Genomic DNA, 22293 nt, shown 5'->3' on the forward strand with positions numbered 1-22293 from the left:
CCAAAAATCGGCGCATCCGGTTCCCACGATAGGCGTCGTCGGGGCTCAGAACAATACCAATAAAATCAGTGCGGAGATTTGCCATGAGTGCGCCCGACACCACCGCCATTCCGAAAGCCTCGGCCCGTCCGGGACCTTTCGACTGGTATCGCAACATCAATCAGCAGGAACGCCGCACCTTCTGGAGCTGCAAAATCGGCTATGGCCTGGACGGCATGGACACCCAGATGCTCAGCTTTGTGGTGCCAACCCTGATTGCCATGTGGGGCATCACCACCGGCCAGGCCGGGCTGATTCACACCAGCACGCTGATCGCTTCGGCCATCGGCGGCTGGGTAGCGGGGATTCTCTCCGATCGCATCGGTCGTGTGCGCACCTTGCAACTGACGGTGTTGTGGTTTGCCTTCTTCACCTTCCTCTGCGGCTTTGCCCAGAACTACGAGCAACTGCTGATTGCACGGACCCTGATGGGCTTCGGTTTCGGCGGCGAGTGGACGGCCGGCGCGGTGCTGATCGGTGAAGTCATTCGAGCCAAGGACCGTGGCAAGGCCGTGGGCATGGTGCAGTCCGGCTGGGCGCTGGGTTGGGGGCTGACGGCGATTCTGTATGCGCTGCTGTTCTCGGTATTGCCACCGGAAGACGCCTGGCGCGCGCTGTTCATCCTCGGCATCGTGCCGGCAATCTTCGTGATATTCGTCCGCCGCCTGGTCAAGGACCCGGAAATCTATCGTGAAGCCAAAGCCAGGCAGGAGCCGAGCAACCCGTCGAAGTTCTACGAGATTTTCGCCCCCGGCATGCTCTTCACCACGATTCGCGCTTCGTTGCTGACCACCGGCGCCCTGGGCGGCTACTACGCGATCACGTCCTGGTTGCCGACTTTTCTGAAGAACGAACGCGGTTTGAGCGTGCTCAATACCAGCGGTTATCTGGCGATGGTGATCGTCGGGTCCTACGTGGGTTATGTCATCAGCGCCTATTTGACCGACATCCTCGGACGTAAAAAGAACTTCATCCTGTTCGCCGTCGGCTCGTTCACCATTGTGTTGCTGTACACGCAACTGCCGGTCAGCAACGGCGTGATGCTGTGGCTGGGCTTTCCGCTGGGCTTCTTTGCCTCCGGGATCTTCAGTGGCATGGGTGCATTCCTGACCGAGTTGTTCCCCACGCGCATTCGCGGTTCGGGCCAGGGTTTTTGCTACAACATCGGACGGGCGCTGGCGGCGTTGTTTCCACTGTTGATTGGCCTGCTCAGCCAGACCGTGCCGCTGAGTGTAGGCATCGGTGCCTTTGCGGCGGTTTCCTACGGCGTGGTGATCCTCGCGGCCTTGAGTTTGCCGGAAACCCGTGGCAAGCAACTCGACGCCCAGTAACTGATAACCTGCGGGGCTGTCTTACGGATATGTCCCGCAGCTGAAAAGAATAAAGCCTACAGGAGTGTTCAGTGTGAGCCGCCTGCTATTGAACTGCGACATCGGCGAGAGTTTCGGCAGCTGGACCATGGGGCTGGACGCGGAAATCATGCCCTTCATCGATTGCGCCAACATCGCCTGCGGTTTCCACGCCGGCGACCCGAGCATCATGCGCAAGACCGTCAGCCTGGCCCTCAGCCACGGTGTGCAAGTTGGCGCGCATCCGGCCTATCAGGACCTGGTGGGGTTCGGCCGCCGCTCCATGGCCTATGCCCCCCAGGAACTTCAAGACATTCTGCATTACCAGATCGGCGCCCTCGACGGCATCTGCCGGGCCCAGGGCGGTCGTGTCAGTTACGTCAAACCCCATGGCGCGATGTACAACGACATGATGGCCAACCCGGCACAACTGCGCGCGGTGCTGCAAGCGGTAGCGTCCTATGATCGCAACCTGCCGTTGATGTTGATGGCCACCCGCGACAACAGCGCCGCCCAACAACTGGGCGATGAATACGGCGTGACCCTGTGGTTCGAGGCTTTTGCCGACCGCGCTTATGACAGCGCCGGCAGGCTGGTGTCGCGACAACTGCCGGGAGCGGTGCATCACGATCCGGAAAAAATCATCGAGCAGGCGCTGACCATTGCCCGTGGCGATCCGCTCACCGCCAGCGATGGCAGCGCCCTGCATTTGCAGGCCAACACTCTTTGCGTGCACGGCGACAACGCCAGTTCGGTCGCTGCCGTGCAACGCATCCGTGAAGCCTTGAACCGGCAGAGCGCGTCATGAAGCTGCGGGTGGAAGTGGTGGCGCTGGACTGCCTGATGGTGCGCCTGTTCGATGAAATTGCCGAAACCAACATGCCGTGGATGCTGGCGGCCAGTGAAAGTCTGCGCACGGCATTCGCCGGGCATCTGATTGATCTGGTGCCGTCCTACACCACCTTGATGGTGCATTACGACTTGACCGCGCTGAGTCCCGCCCAGGCCCGGGAGTTGATTGCCCAGGCACTGATCGATCTGTCGCCCAATGCGCGTACGCGCGGTACCTGCCATGTGTTGCCGGTGTGGTACGACTTGAGCGTCGGTCCGGAATTGAGCCTGTTGTCGCAACGCAGCGGGTTGGCGGTGGAGGAGGTGATCCGTCGTCACTGCGAGCGTGAATATCAGGTGTTTGCCCTGGGCTTTGCGCCGGGCTTCGCTTTCATGGGGCTGGTGGAAGAGGTGCTCGCCGCGCCGCGTCTGAACACGCCCCGCAAGAAAGTCGCCGCCGGCAGTGTCGGCATCGCCGAACGGCAAACGGCGGCCTACCCGGTGGTGTCGCCGGGGGGCTGGAACCTGATCGGCCGCACGCCGGCCAAATTGTTCGATCGCAACCGTGACGGCTACAGCCTGATGCAACCCGGTGACACCGTACGGTTCGAAGCGGTCGGCCATGCCGAATTCATTAACCTGGGCGGTGACGATACGCCACTGGAGGCCCAGGCATGAGCCGTCTGACCATTGAAGCGAGTACGGCGCTGTGCCTGTTGCAGGATGCCGGTCGATTTGGCGTGCGGCATCTGGGCGTGACCCAGGGCGGAGCCGCCGATTGGCGTTCGATGTCCTGGGCCAACTGGCTATTGGGCAACGGGCTGGATGCGCCGGTAATCGAAATCACCCTTGGCGGATTCACCCTCGTGGCCGAGGAAGATTGCTTGCTGGCCTTGGCCGGCGCGGATCTTGGCGCGCAGGTGGATGGCGAAGCGCTGGCGCCATGGCGCAGTTTCAGGTTGCACAAAGGTCAGCGTTTGCAATTCGCCCGACCGCTACTCGGCGCCCGGGCCTATCTGGCGGCGCCGGGTGGGTTTGATGCACCGAAAGTGCTGGGCAGCAGCGCGACGGTGGTCCGTGAGGAACTGGGTGGCCTGGACGGAATGGGCCATGCGCTGGGTAAAGGCGCGTCCTTGAGCTACTCGGGGAACTCGCTGGTATTGCTGCGGGAGTTGCCAAGCCAATGCGTGCCGGATTTCACCGGCGAGCCATTGCTGGATCTGGTGCTTGGTGCGCAGATTGGCGAGTTCAGCGGGCAGAGTCTGTTCGATGCGTTCAACAGCGTGTGGAGTCTTGACAGCCGAGCCGACCGGATGGGCATTCGCCTGTTGGGCACGGCGCTGCAGTACCAGGGCAAACCGATGATTTCCGAAGGTATTCCGTTGGGGGCGGTGCAAGTGCCGCCTGACGGGCAGCCGATTGTGTTGCTCAATGATCGACAGACCATCGGTGGTTATCCGCGATTGGGGGCGTTGACACCGTTGGCACTGGCGCGGCTTGCGCAGTGCCTGCCGGGGGCGCGGGTGCGGTTGCGGCCGGTGGTGCAGGATGTGGCGCATCGAGAACAGATTCAGTATCTGCGTCAGTTTGTTAGCCTTTAAAAGCATCGCGAGCAAGCTCGCTCCCACATTGGATCTTTGCCGTACATAAGACCCTGTGGGAGCGAGCTTGCTCGCGATGGCGTCAGTCCAGACAGCAGAACTACTTGGACAGAAACCGCATCCCTTCCTCCAGCCCGCGAAGGGTCAGCGGATACATCTGGTCCTCAATCAAATCCCGCACGATGTTGGTCGAAGAGGTATAGCCCCACGTGTCCTTCGGATACGGGTTGATCCAGATGAGTTTCTTGTACTTCTCCTTGAACCGCTGCATCCACACGTAACCGGCTTCTTCGTTCCAGTGCTCGACGCTGCCGCCCGCCTGGGTGATTTCATAGGGCGCCATGGCGGCGTCACCGATGAAGATCACTTTGTAGTCGGCACCGTACTTGTGCAGCAGGTCCATGGTCGAAGTACGTTCGGAGGTGCGGCGCATGTTGTTCTTCCACACCGATTCATAAATGAAGTTGTGGAAGTAGAAGTACTCCAGATGCTTGAACTCGGTCTTGCAGGCCGAGAACAGCTCCTCGCAAATCTTCACATGGGCGTCCATCGAGCCGCCGATGTCGAACAGTAGCAACAGCTTGACGGTGTTACGCCGCTCCGGCCGCATCTGGATGTTCAGCAGGCCGGCATCCTTGGCGGTATGGTCGATGGTGCCATCGATGTCCAGCTCTTCGGCCGCGCCCTGACGGGCAAACTTGCGCAAGCGCCGCAGGGCGACCTTGATGTTGCGGGTGCCCAGCTCGACCGAATCGTCGAGGTTCTTGTATTCGCGCTGGTCCCAGACCTTGACCGCCTTGCCCTGGCGCTTGCCGGCATCGCCGACCCGAATACCTTCCGGGTTGAAACCGCCGGAACCGAACGGGCTGGTGCCACCGGTGCCGATCCACTTGTTGCCACCGGCGTGGCGTTCCTTCTGTTCTTCCAGACGTTTCTTGAACTCTTCGATCAGCTTGTCCAGGCCACCCAATGACTGGATCGCCGCCCGCTCTTCGTCGGTCAGCGAACGCTCGAATTCCTTGCGCAGCCAGTCTTCGGGAATCAAGGCCTGCAAGTGGTCGTCGAGTTTTTCAAGACCATTGAAGTAGGCACCGAACGCCCGGTCGAACTTGTCGAAATGCTTTTCGTCCTTCACCAGGATCGCCCGGGACAGGTAATAGAACTCGTCCATGTCGGCGAAGGTCACGCGCTGTTTCAGCGCGTTGATCAGGTCCAGCAGCTCACGCACCGAGACCGGCACCTTGGCTGCACGCATTTCATTGAACAGGTTGAGCAACATGGCGTTGACCCTTATCGGCTGCCGCGACGGCTCATGAACGCCAGACGCTCCAGCAGTTGCACGTCCTGTTCGTTCTTGACCAGCGCACCGGCCAGCGGCGGGATGGCCTTGGTCGGATCACGCTCGCGCAGCACCGCTTCGCCGATGTTGTCGGCCATCAACAGCTTCAGCCAGTCCACCAGCTCGGAGGTCGAAGGCTTCTTCTTCAGGCCCGGCACCTTGCGTACGTCGAAGAACACGTCCAGCGCTTCGCTGACCAGGTCTTTCTTGATGTCCGGGTAGTGCACGTCGACGATCCGCTGCATCGTCACGCGATCCGGGAAAGCGATGTAGTGGAAGAAGCAGCGGCGCAGGAAGGCGTCCGGCAGCTCTTTTTCGTTGTTGGAGGTAATGATGATGATCGGACGTTTTTTGGCCTTGATGGTCTCGTCGATCTCGTAAACGTAGAACTCCATCTTGTCGAGTTCTTGCAGCAGGTCATTCGGGAATTCGATGTCGGCCTTGTCGATTTCGTCGATCAGCAGGATCACCCGCTCTTCGGACTCGAAGGCTTCCCAGAGCTTGCCCTTTTTCAGGTAGTTGCGAACGTCGTGGACCTTTTCCGTGCCGAGCTGCGAATCGCGCAGGCGGCTGACCGCGTCGTACTCGTACAGGCCCTGGTGGGCCTTGGTGGTGGATTTGATGTGCCAGGTGATCAGCTTGGCGCCAAAGGATTCGGCCAGTTGCTCGGCGAGCATGGTCTTGCCGGTGCCCGGTTCGCCCTTGACCAGCAACGGCCGCTCCAGGGTGATGGCGGCGTTGACCGCCAGCTTCAGGTCATCGGTGGCGACGTAGGCCTGGGTGCCTTCGAACTTCATCTGCTAATCCTCGAACGGTAACGCCGACCTGTACGAGGCAGGGCGGGGGGCAATAAAAGAGTCAGCCCCGACTATAACGCGGTGTCCGGTCGACTGTGAACGCAGACGGCTTATTCAGTCTCTGAATGGGGCGTCACTTGGTGACTCAGCCTGCATCCGGCTTTGGCCGTTCATACCGCGCATTGAATGCCTGGATGAAACCATTGCGCAAAATCTGTAAAAAAGCCTGGAATGCGCTGACATCTTGCTGATGCACATTACCCTTGAGTTCGACCCGTGTCGCAAACTGGTTTTTGCCCTGGTTTTTCAAGACGGTCTCGGTACCGCCGACGAGGGCTTCCCAAATCGAGCGGAATAGCCCTTTGTCCTCGCTTTGCACATCCTGCTGCCAGTTGAACACATCAACATCGCGCAGCAGGGGCTTGATGTAGCCGGTCAGTCGCCCCTTGTTGGCTGTGGCTTCGATCACCACGTCGCCATGGCCGGCATTGAAGTCGAACTTGCCGTAGGCCGCGGCGAAGTCGTTCAAGCGCTTGAGCTCGATATCCGTGGTGCGCAAGCGAAACTCGAAGTCTTCGAAGTCGCTCAAGGGATCGAAAGTGGCCGTGGTTTCCAGTGGCGCGTGCCCCAGCAGCAGGGCTTTGCCTTCGAAGCGCGCATCACGCTTGCCTTTGGTGTCGACCACGTTGGTCAGGTTGTAGATGTTGGCATCCACTTTTGTGGCATTCATGTTCACGGGTGGCTTGGAGTTGAAGTTGCGAAAGCTGATCTTGCCGTCGTTGATCCGCACTTCGTTCAGGGTAATGGGCAGCAGCTTGCCTAATTGTGCTCGCCAGTCGGTACCCTCGCCGGTCTGGGAATTTTGCTTGTTGGCGCCATCGACGAAGTTGACCTCGGGTTTGTCGAACTGCGCCTCGGCCACCACTGCGTGGTCATGCCAGAGCGAGTGTCAGCTGACGGAGAGGTCAATCAATGGCGCATTGACGAAAGGCACGGGGACCTTGCCATTGACCTTGACGATTTTCAGTCCATTGATTTTGTAGGCGCCGCGCCACAGGGCCAGGTCCACGTCGGTAATCTGGCCGCGGTAGTCACCCATGTTCGCCAATCTCTCGTTGAGGTAATCGCGCACGATGTAGGGCAGGGCAATGTGCAAGGCAACCAGCAGCAGAACGAGGCCGGCGAGGGTCCACAGGGGCCAGCTGTATCGACGTTTCATGGCGGCAAATCTCTGGCTGTCTAAAGCCATTGACTGCACTGATAAGCGGACGTTCGACCCGACTGGACGCCTGCGGGCAAGAGGCTTACCTTGATGCCCTATTTCAATGCTGTCGTTAAGGACCCAGCCATGAGCCGCATTTTCGCTGACAACGCCCACTCCATCGGTAATACGCCGCTGGTGCAGATCAATCGCATTGCGCCGCGTGGTGTGACCATCCTGGTCAAGATCGAAGGGCGCAACCCTGGCTACTCGGTCAAGTGCCGGATCGGTGCGAACATGATCTGGGATGCCGAGGGCAGCGGCAAACTCAAGCCGGGGATGACCATCGTAGAACCCACCTCCGGCAATACCGGCATCGGCCTGGCCTTCGTGGCCGCCGCCCGTGGCTACAAGCTGATGCTGACCATGCCGGCGTCCATGAGTATCGAACGCCGCAAGGTACTCAAGGCACTGGGCGCCGAACTGGTGTTGACCGAGCCGGCCAAAGGCATGAAAGGCGCCATCGAGAAAGCCGGTGAAATCGTTGCTGGCGACCCGTCGAAGTATTTCATGCCGGCGCAATTCGACAACCCAGCCAACCCGGCCATCCACGAAAAAACCACCGGCCCGGAGATCTGGAACGATACCGACGGCGCGGTCGACGTGCTGGTGGCAGGTGTCGGAACCGGTGGAACCATCACCGGGGTTTCACGGTATATCAAGAATACCCAGGGCAAACCGATACTCTCGGTGGCGGTGGAACCAGTGGTGTCGCCGGTGATCACCCAGGCCCTGGCCGGTGAAGAAATCAAGCCGAGCCCGCACAAGATCCAGGGCATCGGTGCCGGTTTTGTGCCGAAGAACCTCGATTTGTCGATCGTCGATCGGGTGGAACTGGTCAGTGACGAAGAGTCCAAGGCCATGGCCTTGCGCTTGATGCAGGAAGAGGGAATCTTGTGCGGGATTTCCAGCGGCGCCGCCATGGCGGTCGCCGTAAGACTGGCGGAGACCCCGGAAATGCAGGGCAAGACCATTGTCGTGATCTTGCCGGATTCCGGTGAGCGTTACCTGTCGAGCATGCTGTTCAGTGATCTGTTTACCGAACAGGAGAATCGCCAGTAAGTGCCAGGCATTGGCGGATCGTGGCTGGCGCTGACGGTTGAGGCGTTATCGCTGGTTGCGATCCATTGATCTGTTCCGGTTGATGATGGATTGCATCAGCCAGCGTTCAGGCACCTTATGTTAATAAAGTTTGTTGCACATTCATTAACATTGAATGTTGAAAAGTGCAGGTTTTCACCGGGGCGGTAGTGTTTATCATGCTGGTAGCCACGTCGGGCAATGGACGTGGTGCGGTGCCGTTTATCTTCAAAGGAGTTGTCGATGATCCCGTCGTTTGCCGCGAAAGCCTCGTTGTTGTTGCTGTTTCTCGGTAGCACCCTCTATGTGCATTTGCGCGGCAAGGCGCGCCTGCCGGTTTTGCGCCAGTTCGTTAACCATTCGGCACTGTTCGCCCCCTATAATGCCCTGATGTACCTGTTTTCCGGCGTGCCGTCGAAACCGTATCTGGATCGCAGCAAGTTCCCGGAACTTGATGTACTCAAGGACAACTGGGAGGTGATTCGCGACGAAGCGATGCACTTGTTCGACGAGGGGTATATCCGCGCGGCGGCAAAGAACAACGACGCCGGCTTTGGCTCGTTCTTCAAGAAGGGCTGGAAGCGCTTCTATCTCAAGTGGTACGACAAACCGCTGACTTCCGCCGAAGCCTTGTGCCCGAAAACCGTGCAACTGGTCAACAGCATTCCCAGCGTCAAAGGCGCCATGTTCGCGCTACTGCCGGGCGGCAGCCACCTCAATCCGCATCGCGATCCGTTTGCCGGTTCCCTGCGTTATCACTTGGGCCTGTCCACCCCCAATTCCGATGATTGCCGCATCTTTGTCGACGGTCAGGTTTACGCCTGGCGCGATGGTGAAGACGTGATGTTCGACGAAACCTACGTGCACTGGGTCAAGAATGAAACGCAAAAGACCCGTGTCATACTGTTCTGCGATATCGAACGTCCGCTGAGCAATCGCTTCATGACCCGCATCAATCGCAGTATCAGCGCCTGGCTAGGTCGTGCGACTGCACCGCAGAACCTTGATGACGAGCGAGTAGGGGGCATCAACCGGGTCTATGCCTGGAGCAAGAACTCCAGCGATAAATTCAGTGGTGTGGTCAAGCAATGGAAGCGGCGCAATCCCGAGGCCTACCGTGTACTGCGTCCGGTACTGGCGGTGCTGGTGCTGATGTTGTTGGGGTATTGGTTGTTTGGCTAACGCCGGATACAGAATAAAAGAACCGTTCGTTGTGAGCGGTTTTTTACAGGTTTTCGCGCAATCCCTGAATGCCCCTCCAACCGCACACTGCAGACTCTGTAACAACTGTCGTAGCTGGCCTTTTGGTCGAGTCGTTGCAATCCATGTCGAACGCTGGTTATAGTCGGCGCACGGTGAGTTTCGGACTCACTTTTTTATCCCTCGAGTAAAGATCAGCCCAATGCCTGCACCCCACTTCAACGCGGTAGTCGATTCAGCGGTCAACGCTGGCGTCGTGCCGTGCGGGAATCAGCAACCGGGGCAGATCAGTCATTACCCCCCTCCTGTCAGTCGCACGCCAGTGTGCGCGGTGGTCTCACCGCCAGGCGTTGGCATTTCGGGCTGATCAGCTGCTTTCTGCTGTTCCCCTGCCTACCTGAAAAAAACGACTGAATTTCAGCTTCGGCTGAGTTGGCTTTTTGCCTGACTACAGGTGGTATTCATGTTTGTCCTTTCGAAAAACTCCGCGCTCGCGGCGGCGTCCACGAGCCTGTTCGTTCTGCTGTGGAGCAGCGGGGCGATCTTCTCCAAATGGGGGCTGGCCCACGCGTCGCCCTTTGCCTTCCTGATGTTCCGTTTCGTCATCGCCCTGGGCGGCCTGGTGTTGCTGGTGCCGTTGCTCAAGCTGAAGTTGCCCAAGGGCGGCAAACCGATGCTGTATGCGATGGTCACCGGCGTGGTGTTGTTGGGGGCGTATCAGATTTTCTATCTGCTGGCCCTGGACCTTAAAGTCACGCCCGGGGTGATGGCGACCATCATGGGCGTGCAGCCGATTCTCACCGTGGTGCTGATGGAGCGGCACCGATCAATAAGCCGGATGTTCGGTCTGGCGCTAGGCTTGGCCGGGTTGATCATGGTGGTTTACCAGGGCATCGGTTTGGCCGGCATGTCTTTGGCGGGCATGCTTTTCGGTCTGCTGGCGCTGGCGAGCATGACGTTCGGTTCGATCATGCAGAAACGCATCACCGACAATCCCCTCGGCACACTGCCAGTGCAGTATCTGGCCGGACTGCTGTTGTGCGGGATTTTCGTACCCTTCCAGCCGTTTCACTTCGAACACAGCAGTGGATTCATCCTGCCGGTGCTATGGATGGGGCTGGTGGTGTCGGTGCTGGCGACGCTATTGCTGTACCGCTTGATCGCCCGAGGCAATCTGGTGAACGTCACCAGCCTGTTTTATCTGGTGCCGGCGGTAACGGCGGTGATGGACTATCTGATCTTCGGCAATCGCCTGGCGATGTTGAGCCTGTTCGGCATGCTGCTGATCATCGTCGGTCTGGTGTTTGTGTTCCGTAAAGCCGCGTAATTGCGTGCAAACCCGCAAGGGCCTGGAGCCATGCTCCGGGCCTTTGTGATTTTTGGCGTCATCTGAAACGCCACAACACTACCGGCCAGCCACCAAACCCGGTTTCACCGCCGCCGGCTTCAACACCAACCACAACGCCAGCGCAATCAACATCCCGCCATAGACATGCGCCATCGACAATGGCTCATCAAGAAACAGCGCCCCCCACAGCACGCCGAACAGCGGGATCAAAAAGGTCGTAGTCATCGATTTCACCGGACCAATCGAGCTCAGGAGGCGGAAGTAAATAATGTACGCAAACGCCGTGCATCCAAGACCCAACCCCAGCAACGAGAGCCAGACACTCCAGCCGCCCCAGGTCGCGGGTGGTTGGCTTATCACGCTGTAGCCGAACAGCGGCAGCAGGAACAATGTCGCGCCAAGCATGCTGCCCACTGCCGACAAACGGCTGTCGAGACCACCGGCCTGATCGAGCCAGCGGCGGGCCAGAAACCCCGCAAATCCATAGCAGGTGGTCGCGAGCAGGCAGGCGACGGCACCCATCAGCAGTTCCAAATCGAACGCCACCGGACCGGCACGGGTCAGCACGCCCACGCCGAACAGCCCCAGGAACACGCCGCCGAGTTTGGCGCCAGTGAGCCTTTCATGGAAAAACAGGCCGCCGATCAGCACGCCCATCAAGGGTGTCGTGGCATTGAAAATCGACGAGTAACCGGCTGGTAGCACCTGCGCAGCCACCGAATAGAGCGTCGCCGGAATCCCGGAGTTGATCACCCCGAGCAGCATCACGGTCTTGAGTTTGCCCTTGAAATCCCAACTGATGCGCATCAGGCCGAGAATCACCAGCAGTCCGGCAGCGGCGATCGATACACGGAAAAAAGCGGTAGGAATGCTGCCGATCACCGGGGCGATGATGCGCATGAACAGAAAACTGGCCCCCCAAATGGCCGCCAGGGACAGTAAACGGAAAATATCGACGGGGTTCACAGCGCGGTCCTTCCTTGGGGGAGGGGCGAAAGTGTTGCTGAGTGTGTGATCGATGGCAACCGAAAACCGGGCATTTAATTCACCCGGAAAATTACGCTTCTCCTGCACCCGGTTCACTGGCTAAGCTCAAGCCTCCCGAATTCCCGCAGAGGTCTCACCATGCCGCAGCAATGGCCAGCCGCCGACATCGCCCGTTTGATCCTCGATGGCTTTGACGATTACCGCGAGCATTTTCGCCAGATCACCGACGGCGCCCGGGCCCGCTTCGAACAGGCCAAGTGGCAGGAAACGCAGACGGCGTCGGCGGCACGGATCAATCTGTATGAAGACAAGGTCGGTGAAACGGTGGAGCGACTGCGCACCGCGTTTGACGCCGACACCCTGGACGTCAGCTGCTGGCCGCTGGTCAAAAACGCCTACATCAGCCTGATCGACCTGCGCTTCGACGATGAACTGTCCGAGACCTGGTACAACTCGATCTTCTGTGGGCTGTTCAGCCATGACCTGATCAGCGACGGCTGCATGTTCATCCACACCACCCGGCCGAGCCTGCGCCGCGCCCGGGCCGCGCAAACCCGCACCTACAAGCCGCAAGGCCAATTGTCGGCGATGCTCGCCAGCATCTTCGCCGACTACCGTTTCAGTGAGGATTACGCCGACCTGGCCGGTGACCTGAAGCGCCTCGAAGCGCAACTGCGCGAGAACCTGCCGGATTGGGTGTGCAAGGATCCGGAGCTGAGCGTCGAGCTGTTTTCCTCGGTGCTGTACCGCAATAAAGGCGCGTACCTGGTGGGGCGCATCTACACCGCCGACGAGCAATGGCCGCTGGCAATTCCATTGTTGCACCTGGAGGGTCGCGGCATCCAGATCGATGCGCTGATCACCGATGAAGCAGACGTGTCGATCATCTTCTCGTTCACCCGCTCGTATTTCATGGTGGATGTGCCGGTGCCGGCGGAGTTCATCGGCTTTCTGCGACGCATCCTGCCGGGCAAGCACATTGCCGAGCTGTACACCTCGATCGGCTTCTACAAGCACGGCAAGTCGGAATTCTACCGGGCACTGATCAATCACCTGGCCAATACCGACGACCAGTTCATCATGGCCCCCGGCGTGCGCGGCATGGTCATGAGCGTGTTCACCCTGCCGGGTTTCAACACCGTGTTCAAAATCATCAAGGACCGTTTCTCGCCGTCGAAAAACGTCGACCGCGCCACGGTGATCGAAAAGTACCGCCTGGTGAAAAGCGTCGACCGGGTCGGGCGCATGGCCGATACCCAGGAGTTCGCCGACTTCCGTTTCCCCCTGAGCAAGTTCGATCCGGCGTGCCTGGAGGAACTGCTGGAAGTCGCACCATCCACAGTGTCGGTGGAAGACGATACGGTGCTGATCCGCCACTGCTGGACCGAGCGCCGCATGACCCCGCTGAACCTCTACCTGGAGAACGCCAACGAGGCGCAGGTGCGGGAGGCCTTGGAAGACTATGGGCTGGCGATCAAGCAACTGGCGGCGGCCAACATCTTTCCCGGCGACATGCTGCTGAAGAACTTCGGGGTGACCCGTCACGGTCGGGTGGTGTTCTACGACTACGACGAGATCTGCTTCCTCACCGAGGCCAATTTCCGCCACATCCCGCTGCCACGTACACCCGAAGATGAAATGGCGTCCGAACCGTGGTACTCGATCGGGCCACTGGACGTATTCCCGGAAGAGTTTCCACCGTTCCTGTTTGCCGATTCGGGGCAGCGCAAGTTGTTCGATCAGTTGCATGGCGAGTTGTACAACGCCGATTACTGGAAGAGCCTTCAGGAAGCGATTCGGGCGGGGAAGGTGATTGATGTGTTTCCGTATCGGCGTAAAGGCTTGGACAACGAGTAGTTCTCACTGACGCCATCGCGAGCAAGCTCGCTCCCACATTTGACTGCAGTGTGCTCTGATTTTGTGGTCGCTATACATCCAGTGTGGGAGCGAGCTTGCTCGCGATCGGCCGCGCAGCGGTCGTAAAATCTGCGACAATCGCCACCCTGCGCCACTAGACGACCGAATTGCGTACCCGATGACCGACGAATCGCCCTCCATCGACAAACTGCTGAAAAACCTCGATCACGCCATGCTCGCCGACCGCCACCGGCTGCGGCGGCAGTTGCTTGAGCTGCGCAAGAAACCCGACGAGGCCAGGCTGGGCCAGTGGGTGACGCGGATGCAGGCGTCCTGTGAGCAGGTACTGGCGCGCAAGGCCAGCCTGCCGGTGATCCGTTACGACGACAGCCTGCCGATCGCCGCCAAGCGCGACGAAATCAAAAAGGCGCTGGAAAAGCATCAGGTGCTGATCATCGCCGGTGAGACCGGCTCGGGTAAAACCACCCAGTTGCCGAAGATCTGCCTGGAAATCGGCCGCGGCCAGCACGGCCTGATCGGCCACACCCAGCCCCGCCGGATCGCTGCACGCAGCGTCGCCAGCCGGGTCGCCGAAGAACTCGGTACGCCGCTGGGCGCGTTGGTCGGCTATCAGGTGCGATTCGAGGATCAGAGCGATTCCAGCACCCTGATCAAACTGATGACCGACGGCATCCTGTTGGCGGAAACCCAGAATGATCGTTATCTGGAACGCTACGACACGATCATCGTCGACGAGGCCCACGAACGCAGCCTCAACATCGACTTCCTGCTCGGCTACCTGAAAACCCTGCTGCCGCGCCGTCCCGACCTGAAAGTCATCATCACTTCGGCAACCATCGACCTGGAGCGTTTCTCCAGGCACTTCGATGACGCGCCGATTGTCGAGGTATCCGGCCGCACCTATCCGGTGGACACCTGGTATCGCCCGCTGACGCTTGAGCAGGACGAAGAGGGCAACCGCGTCGAGGACGACCTGACGGTGGATCAGGCGATCCTTGCCACCCTCGACGAAATCGCCGCCTACGAGCGCAGCGAACGCCGCAGCCCCGGTGACGTGCTGGTGTTCCTGCCCGGTGAACGCGAGATTCGCGACGCCGCCGACATGCTGCGCAAGGCTCAGCTCAAGCACACCGAAATCCTGCCGTTGTACGCGCGGTTGTCGCCGGCCGAGCAACAGCGGATTTTCCAGTCTCACCCAGGCCGTCGCGTGGTACTGGCGACCAACGTCGCGGAAACCTCGCTGACCGTGCCGGGCATTCGTTACGTGATCGACAGCGGAACGGCGCGCATCAGCCGCTACAGCTACCGGGCCAAGGTCCAGCGCCTGCCCATCGAAGCCATTTCCCAGGCCAGCGCCAACCAGCGTAAAGGCCGGTGTGGACGGGTCGAGCCGGGCATCTGCGTGCGCCTGTACAGCGAAGAGGATTTCCTCGGTCGCCCGGAATTTACCGATCCGGAAATCCTGCGCACCAACCTCGCGGCGGTCATCTTGCAGATGCTGCATCTGCGCCTCGGCGAAGTCACCGCGTTCCCGTTTATCGAGCCGCCCGATGGCAAGGCCATCAGCGACGGTTACAACCTGCTGCAAGAACTTTCGGCGGTGGACCGCAACAGCCAGTTGACTCCGCTCGGTCGCCAACTGGCGCGGCTGCCGGTGGACCCGCGCATGGGCCGCATGCTGCTGGAAGCGGCGAAGCTCGGCAGCCTGCAGGAAGTGCTGATCGTTGCCAGCGCCATGTCGATCCAGGACCCGCGCGAGCGTCCGCCGGAGCGTCAGCAAGCGGCGGATCAGGCCCACGCCCAGTGGAAAGACGCCGACTCGGACTTCGCCGGGCTGGTCAATCTGTGGCGTGGTTTCGAAGAGCAGCGCCAGGCGCTGACGGCCAGTCCGCTGCGTAACTGGTGCCGCAAGAATTTCCTCAATTACCTGCGCCTGCGCGAGTGGCGCGACTCCCATCGCCAATTGAGCCTGATCTGCCGCGACATGCAGCTGAGCCTCAATAAAGAGCCGGCGGACTATCCGAAACTGCACAAAGCGGTGCTGGTGGGGTTGCTCAGCCAGATCGGCCAGAAAACCGAAGACGGCGATTACCTTGGCGCCCGTCAGCGGCGCTTCTGGATTCACCCGTCGTCGGGAATCGGCAAAAAACGCCCGCAATGGTTGATGACCGCCGAACTGGTGGAAACCACCAAGCTCTACGCGCGTATGGTCGCCAAGATCGATGCCGACTGGATCGAGCCGCTGGCCGGGCACCTGATCAAGAAAAATCACTTCGAGCCCCACTGGGAGAAGAAGCGCGGCCAGGTCGTGGCGTTCGAGCAGATCACCCTGTTCGGGTTGATCGTGGTCGGGCGCCGGCCGGTGCATTACGGCCCGGTCGACCCGGTGGTGTCCCGCGAATTGTTCATCCGCGAAGCACTGGTGCGCGGCGAGATCCAGTCGAAAGCCAAGTGCCTGACCGCCAACAAACAGCTGCTGGAACAACTCGACGAACTGGAAGCCAAGGCCCGCCGTCGCGATATCCTCGCAGACGAAGAAACCCTGTACGCCTTCTACGACGCACGGCTGCCGGCGGAGATCCATCAGACCGCGACCTTCGACAGCTGGTACCGCATCAACAGCCAGAAAGACCCGCAGCTGCTGATCATGCGCGAAGAAGACGTGCTGGCCCGCGAAGCCAGTGAAGTCACCGCCCAGCATTACCCGGATACGCTGCATATCGGCGATCTGGAATTAGCCCTCAGCTACCACTTCGAACCGAATCACCCGCGCGACGGCGTGACCCTGCGCGTGCCGGCACCGCTGTTGCCGATGCTGCCACCGGAACGCCTGGAGTGGCTGGTGCCGGGCGTCATCGAAGCCAAATGCATTGCCTTGGTGCGCAACTTGCCCAAGGCCTTGCGCAAGAATTTCGTACCGGTGCCGGACTTCGTCAAGGCGGCCTTGCAGCGCATGACCTTTGCCGAGGGCTCGCTGCCTCAGGCCTTGGGTCGCGAACTGCTGCGCATGACCGGTGCCCGCGTCAGCGATGAAGCCTGGAGCGAGGCCGCGCAGCAGGTCGAAAGTCATCTGCGGATGAACCTGGAAATCGTCGACGCCCAGGGCAAGTTCCTCGGCGAAGGTCGCGATCTGGCCGAGCTCACCGCGCGTTTCGCCGAGGCCAGCCAGGCTGCATTGGCGGTTCCGCAAACCGCGAAGAGCCAGCAACCGGTGGAGCCGAAAGTGTTTGCCGCCGTGGCCGAGAAAACCCAACAGAAGATCGCCGGGCTGTCGATGACGGTCTACCCGGCGCTGGTGGAGGAAGCCGGGACGGTCAAGGAAGGGCGTTTCTCCACCCCGGCCGAAGCCGAGTTCCAGCATCGCCGTGCCCTGCAACGCTTGCTGATGCAGCAACTGGCTGAGCCTGCGAAGTTCCTGCGCGGCAAGTTGCCGGGCCTGACCGAATTGGGCCTGCTGTACCGCGACATGGGACGGGTCGATGCGCTGGTGGAAGACATTCTGCTGGCCAGCCTCGACAGCTGCATTCTCGAAGGTGAAGACCCGCTGCCCCGTGACGGCGCCGGTCTGGCGTCCCTGGCCGAGCGCAAGCGTGGCGCCTGGACCGAGCACGCCGAACGTGTGGCGAAGCTGACCCTGGAAATCCTCAAGCTCTGGCATGGCCTGCAAAAGCGCTTCAAGGGCAAGATCGATCTCGCCCAAGCCGTGGCCCTGAACGACATCAAGCAGCAGCTCAGCTACCTGGTCTATCCGGGATTTGTCCGGGAAACGCCGATGCAGTGGCTCAAGGAGTTACCGCGTTACCTCAAGGCGATCGAACAGCGCTTTGAAAAAATCGGTGCCCAGGTGCAGCGCGACCGGGTCTGGAGCGGCGAATTGAGCGGCCTGTGGACGCAATACCAGACCCGCGCCAGCAAACACGCCCAGGAAGGCAAGCGCGATCCGCAGCTTGAGTTGTATCGCTGGTGGCTGGAGGAATACCGGGTTTCGTTGTTTGCGCAACAGTTGGGAACCAAGGTGCCTATCTCCGACAAGCGCCTGAACAAGCAGTGGGCGCAAGTCGAGCCGTAGACGCGAGGCCGGTGCAACCCCTGTGGGAGCGAGCTTGCTCGCGATAGCGGCCTGTCATGCAGCATAGATGTTGAATTTGATGGCCCCATCGCGAGCAAGCTCGCTCCCACAGGTTGCTGTGGTGTCTATAACAGGTGGGTTGTCCAGCAAAAAGGGGCCAAAACCCACGGTTTATGGCAAACTTCGCGCCTATAAACGCCGGCCCCGCGGTTTTGAGCCTTCACGGTCTCGGGCAGGTCGGAATAAAGCGATGCCAGGTTTGCGTCCCCCGGATGGGAATAGACCCTTTGTGTATTGGTACGACGGTGCCAATGCTTTCTGCCTGAACAGATTAGAGACACGACCATGCATAACGTCGTCATCAGCGGCACCGGCCTGTACACCCCGGCCAATAGCATTTCCAACGAAGAGCTGGTGCAGTCTTTCAATACTTACGTCGCGCAATTCAACGCCGACAACGCCGATGCCATTGCGCGCGGTGAAGTGGAGGCATTGACCGAATCCAGCGCCGCGTTCATCGAAAAGGCCTCGGGCATCAAAAGCCGCTTTGTCATGGACAAGGATGGCATCCTCGACCCGCAGCGCATGGCCCCACGCCTGCCGGAGCGCTCCAACGACGAGTGGTCGGTGCTGTGCCAGATGGCCATCGGCGCGGCCGAACAAGCCTTGCAGCGCGCCGGCAAGACCGCCGCGGACATCGACGGCGTGATCGTCGCCTGTTCCAACCTGCAGCGCGCCTATCCAGCCATTGCCATCGAAGTCCAGGAAGCGTTGGGCATCCAGGGTTTCGGTTTCGACATGAACGTGGCGTGCTCCTCGGCGACCTTCGGTATCCAGACCGCCGCCAACAGCGTGCAGCTGGGCCAGGCCCGGGCGGTCCTGATGGTCAACCCGGAGGTCTGCACCGGTCACCTGAACTTCCGTGACCGCGACAGCCACTTCATCTTCGGTGACGCTGCCACCGCGGTGATCATCGAGCGTGCTGACCTGGCGACGTCCAAGTACCAGTTCGACATCGTCAGCACCAAGCTGCTGACCAAGTTCTCCAACAACATCCGCAACAACTTCGGCTTCCTCAACCGCGCGGCGGAAGAGGGCATCGGTGCCAAGGACAAACTGTTCGTGCAGGAAGGCCGCAAGGTATTCAAGGAAGTCTGCCCGTTGGTTGCCGAGCTGATCGGTGAGCATCTGCAGGAGAACCAGCTCAACGTCAGCGACGTGAAGCGCTTCTGGCTGCATCAGGCCAACCTCAGCATGAACCACCTGATCGTCAAGAAACTGCTGGGTCGCGATGCCACCGAACAGGAAGCGCCGGTGATTCTCGACACCTACGCCAACACCAGTTCCGCCGGTTCCGTGATTGCGTTCCACAAGAACCAGGACGATCTGGCTGCAGGTTCGCTGGCAGTGCTCAGTTCGTTCGGTGCCGGTTATTCGATTGGTAGCGTGTTGCTGCGCAAGCGCTGAAATTGTTTTAACTGTCGCAGCTGCGATTTTTTTGGCAGGGCTTTTGTGGCGAGGGGGCTTGCCCCCGTTCGGCGACGAAGTCGACGTAGAACAGGCTGATACGGTATGTCTGTCAAATTGCAGTGGCCGGGTTTGGGATCGCTTCGCGATCCAACGGGGGCAAGCCCCCTCGCCACAATGAATATGTGCAGGCGGGGATATGAAAACAGCCCGGCGTTGATGTGTCGGAGGATGATGGGGACCGAGATAACAACGACAGGCTGTAAAAGCGTCCCGGGCTTCCTTGCCCGAGTCGTGTAGCGGGGTGAATCAGAACTTGGCTTCGGCATCCAGTTGCAGGGTGTTGATGTCCGAATCGGTTTTCTTGATGTTGGCGTTGGTCTGGTCCGAGGTCGCCATGTAGTAGGTCGCGCCCAGGGTGAAGTTCTTGTCCAGTTCGTAGCTCACTTTCAGCTTGCTGCCGCGCGAACCGGTGAAGCCGTTGGCGAAGTCGGAGTCGGTGAAGGCGCCCACCACAGCGTTACGCTGTACGTCGCGGTAGTTGTAGTCCACGCCGAAGCCGTAAAGCTTGGTCTTGACACCGGCCAACCAGCCAGTGTCCTGGTCGTTGCTGGCATCGGCGTTGTTGACGTACTGACCGTACAGCGACAGCGGTACTGGCAGGTTGGAGAAGTCCAGTTGGCCAAAGCCTTCGTACAGTTTGAACTGTTCGCCCGGGCTGTTGCCGTTGACGGCCAGTGCGCACGGCGTGGTGACGGTGCCGCTGGTAGGGCAGGCGCTGCTGTCATCGTTGTCGTAGGCGTAGAGACTGCCGCCCAAGGTCATTTTCATGCTGTCGGTGATGGCGAAGCGACCACCCAACTGGCCGGCATACAGGCGCAGGTCGTGCTTGAACTGCACGCCTTCACCGTCGACGTTGTCCTTGAGGGTGTAGTGACCGGCGCTGCCGAACAGCTCGGTGCTGCCGCTCAGCGGGTACTTGTAGGTAACGGCCAGACCTTCCGGGCTGATGTCGCTATCCCAGATGATGTCGCCCATGCTCACCCATTGTTGCGGCATCTTGCCGCCAACCAGGTGCAGGTTCTTGATCGCGTCCGGGTGGTAGTCGACGTAACCCTGGTCCAGCCAGATTTGCTTCTTGTCGAAGTAGTTGTCCAGGCTCTGGTTGGTGGATCGAGCGTCGTCGTTGTTGCCGGTGGCGATACGGATACCAGTGTCGACTTGAGGGTTGATTTCGGTGTAGGCACCCAGGCGGGCACGAATGCGCTGACGGTCCTGGTCTTTGTTGTTGGATACGCCATCGTTGTGCACGGTTTCCTGACGGAAGCGCACGTCGCCCTTGAACTGGGTCTTGGCAGCCCAGGCCAGTTTCTGGTCGAAAGCGCTCAGTGTGTCGGTTTTCTTCGCGGTGGCCGCGATTTGCTCGTTGGTCTCTTGCTGAGCCTGACGGGCGATCTGCTGTTCTTTCTGATCCCTGGCCAGCTCGGCTTGCAGTTCGCTGTACTGCGCGCTGGTGATCGAGCCGTTAGCCTTGAGCATGTCGAGCAGTTTGGCGTCGACTGCGGCACTGGCCGGAACACTCATGGCCAGCAACAGGCCACCGCACAAGGCCGCCGCAGTTTTCGTGGAAGCAAGACGCATATCAATCTCCGAAGATGAGAGGGGATGACAGAGCCATCCGGGACACAACCGACCATAAGGGGGCGGAAAACAGTGGCCGGGTATAACCCGGCGCTCTAAAAACAGGCGCCAGTATCGCGATGGTTTATTACAGAGCAGTGGCAATGTGATGTCATGTCGATGACGATACAAAGCTGCCGTGAACTATTGAGTTAGAGCGCTGTCGTCGTTTTGCCCGTGTGCATTGCAGAGCGATAGGCGATACTCGCGGGGCTTTCACGCCATGAAGAGTGAGGATGGTGATGCCGTTGCAACGCCTGCAAAAACTGTCAGAAATCGCCCCGCAGACGTGGGACGCACTGGTGCCCGAGACTCAGCCTTTTCTGCGTCACGCCTTTTTGAGCGCACTGGAAGACAGCGGCAGCGTCGGACCCCATACCGGCTGGCAGCCCGAGCATTTATTGCACGTCGAAGGGGATCGACTGATCGCCGCGCTCCCCGGTTATCGCAAGTGGCATTCCTATGGCGAGTACGTGTTCGATCACGCCTGGGCCGATGCCTGTGAACGTGCCGGCATTGACTACTACCCCAAGCTGTTGAGCGCGGTGCCGTTCAGTCCGGTCACCGGGCCGCGGCTGTTGGCGGCCACGGTCGAAGACGGCTTCGAGTTGTTGAAAAGCCTGCCGGGCTACCTGGAGCTTGAAGGGCTCTCCAGTGCCCACATCAATTTCACCGATCCGTTCACCGACGCGGCACTGAGCGAGCAACCGGGCTGGCTGCAGCGCGTTGGCTGTCAATACCACTGGCAGAATCGCGGCTACCGGGATTTCCAGGACTTCCTCGACGTGCTCAGTTCGCGCAAACGCAAACAGATGCGCAAGGAGCGCGAGCAGGTGGCCGGCCAGGGCTTCGAGTTCGAATGGCTGGAGGGGCGGGAACTGAGCCAGGCGCAATGGGATTTCGTCTATGCCTGCTACGCCAATACTTACGCGGTGCGCCGGCAAGCGCCGTATCTGACGCGGGAGTTTTTCAGCCTGCTGGCCGAGCACATGCCTGAGTCGATTCGCGTGGTACTGGCCAAACAGGGTTCACGGCCGGTGGCGATGGCGTTCAGTCTGGTGGGGGGCGACAGTTTTTATGGCCGTTACTGGGGATGCCTGGCAGAGTTCGACCGCCTGCATTTCGAGACCTGTTTCTACCAGGGCATGGACTATGCCATTGCCAACGGTTTCCAGCGTTTCGATGCCGGAGCCCAGGGCGAGCACAAACTGATTCGCGGATTCGAGCCAGTCATTACGCATTCCTGGCACTACTTGCGGCATTCGGGATTGAAAGCTGCGGTGAAAGACTTCCTGGAGCAGGAGCGGCTGGGGGTGCTGGCTTATGCAGAGGATGCGAAGTCAGCCTTGCCTTATCGACAAGGCTGA

Annotated in this window: 15 protein-coding genes and 1 pseudogene; 11 read left to right on the plus strand and 5 right to left on the minus strand. The window is 60.0% G+C overall.

Features of this window, described 5'->3' with window-relative positions; all coding sequences use genetic code 11:
- The first annotated feature begins 83 nt into the window (after positions 1-83).
- From KW840_RS19040 to KW840_RS19055, 4 genes are all read left to right on the plus strand, one after another.
- Complete coding sequence (locus KW840_RS19040) at positions 84-1370, plus strand: MFS transporter (RefSeq protein ID WP_102671282.1); 1287 nt, start codon at positions 84-86, stop codon at positions 1368-1370.
- 73 nt (positions 1371-1443) lie between these two features.
- Positions 1444-2196 (plus strand): 5-oxoprolinase subunit PxpA, encoded by a 753-nt coding sequence (locus KW840_RS19045; protein ID WP_057715992.1) that lies wholly within the window; start codon positions 1444-1446, stop codon positions 2194-2196.
- On the plus strand, positions 2193-2897 hold the full coding sequence (locus KW840_RS19050) for an allophanate hydrolase subunit 1 (protein ID WP_154860798.1): 705 nt from the start codon (positions 2193-2195) through the stop codon (positions 2895-2897). Before KW840_RS19045 ends, KW840_RS19050 begins: the two co-directional genes overlap by 4 nt.
- On the plus strand, positions 2894-3820 hold the full coding sequence (locus KW840_RS19055; RefSeq protein ID WP_218496910.1) for a biotin-dependent carboxyltransferase family protein: 927 nt from the start codon (positions 2894-2896) through the stop codon (positions 3818-3820). Before KW840_RS19050 ends, KW840_RS19055 begins: the two co-directional genes overlap by 4 nt.
- Positions 3821-3920: 100 nt before the next feature.
- Here KW840_RS19055 and KW840_RS19060 read toward each other — a convergent pair whose 3' ends face one another.
- From KW840_RS19060 to KW840_RS19070, 3 genes and pseudogenes are all read right to left on the minus strand, one after another.
- Positions 3921-5099 (minus strand): VWA domain-containing protein, encoded by a 1179-nt coding sequence (locus tag KW840_RS19060; protein WP_008055445.1) that lies wholly within the window; start codon positions 5097-5099, stop codon positions 3921-3923.
- 11 nt (positions 5100-5110) lie between these two features.
- Positions 5111-5956, minus strand: coding sequence for a MoxR family ATPase (locus KW840_RS19065; RefSeq protein WP_057715989.1), 846 nt, complete (start codon positions 5954-5956; stop codon positions 5111-5113).
- A 145-nt stretch (positions 5957-6101) separates the two neighbouring features.
- A pseudogene (locus KW840_RS19070) lies at positions 6102-7175 on the minus strand (DUF748 domain-containing protein).
- A 129-nt stretch (positions 7176-7304) separates the two neighbouring features.
- Between KW840_RS19070 and cysK the strand changes: the two are divergent.
- The 3 genes from cysK to KW840_RS19085 all read left to right on the plus strand — a co-directional run bounded on the left by cysK (position 7305) and on the right by KW840_RS19085 (position 10824).
- Complete coding sequence (gene cysK / locus KW840_RS19075) at positions 7305-8279, plus strand: cysteine synthase A (RefSeq protein WP_090453716.1); 975 nt, start codon at positions 7305-7307, stop codon at positions 8277-8279.
- A 261-nt stretch (positions 8280-8540) separates the two neighbouring features.
- Positions 8541-9479 (plus strand): aspartyl/asparaginyl beta-hydroxylase domain-containing protein, encoded by a 939-nt coding sequence (locus tag KW840_RS19080; RefSeq protein ID WP_218496912.1) that lies wholly within the window; start codon positions 8541-8543, stop codon positions 9477-9479.
- Between the two features lie 481 nt (positions 9480-9960).
- Entirely contained in the window at positions 9961-10824 is an 864-nt protein-coding gene (locus KW840_RS19085; protein ID WP_218496923.1) for a DMT family transporter, read from the plus strand.
- Between the two features lie 78 nt (positions 10825-10902).
- Here KW840_RS19085 and KW840_RS19090 read toward each other — a convergent pair whose 3' ends face one another.
- Complete coding sequence (locus tag KW840_RS19090) at positions 10903-11811, minus strand: DMT family transporter (protein ID WP_057715984.1); 909 nt, start codon at positions 11809-11811, stop codon at positions 10903-10905.
- Between the two features lie 159 nt (positions 11812-11970).
- Here KW840_RS19090 and aceK point away from each other — a divergent pair, with 159 nt between their 5' ends.
- From aceK to KW840_RS19105, 3 genes are all read left to right on the plus strand, one after another.
- Positions 11971-13689, plus strand: coding sequence for a bifunctional isocitrate dehydrogenase kinase/phosphatase (aceK, locus tag KW840_RS19095; RefSeq protein ID WP_057715983.1), 1719 nt, complete (start codon positions 11971-11973; stop codon positions 13687-13689).
- A 178-nt stretch (positions 13690-13867) separates the two neighbouring features.
- Positions 13868-17779: an ATP-dependent RNA helicase HrpA gene (hrpA, locus tag KW840_RS19100; protein ID WP_218496933.1), complete on the plus strand. Its 3912-nt coding sequence runs from the start codon at positions 13868-13870 to the stop codon at positions 17777-17779.
- 345 nt (positions 17780-18124) lie between these two features.
- Positions 18125-19246: a beta-ketoacyl-ACP synthase III gene (locus KW840_RS19105; RefSeq protein WP_057715981.1), complete on the plus strand. Its 1122-nt coding sequence runs from the start codon at positions 18125-18127 to the stop codon at positions 19244-19246.
- Between the two features lie 309 nt (positions 19247-19555).
- Here KW840_RS19105 and KW840_RS19110 read toward each other — a convergent pair whose 3' ends face one another.
- Complete coding sequence (locus KW840_RS19110) at positions 19556-20887, minus strand: putative porin (RefSeq protein ID WP_057715980.1); 1332 nt, start codon at positions 20885-20887, stop codon at positions 19556-19558.
- A gap of 281 nt (positions 20888-21168) precedes the next feature.
- On the opposite strand from KW840_RS19110, the gene KW840_RS19115 reads away from it, so the two are divergent.
- Positions 21169-22293, plus strand: coding sequence for a GNAT family N-acetyltransferase (locus KW840_RS19115; protein ID WP_218496935.1), 1125 nt, complete (start codon positions 21169-21171; stop codon positions 22291-22293).

This window comes from Pseudomonas sp. PDM30 (assembly GCF_019218985.1).
Classification (GTDB): Bacteria; Pseudomonadota; Gammaproteobacteria; order Pseudomonadales; family Pseudomonadaceae; genus Aquipseudomonas; species Aquipseudomonas jessenii.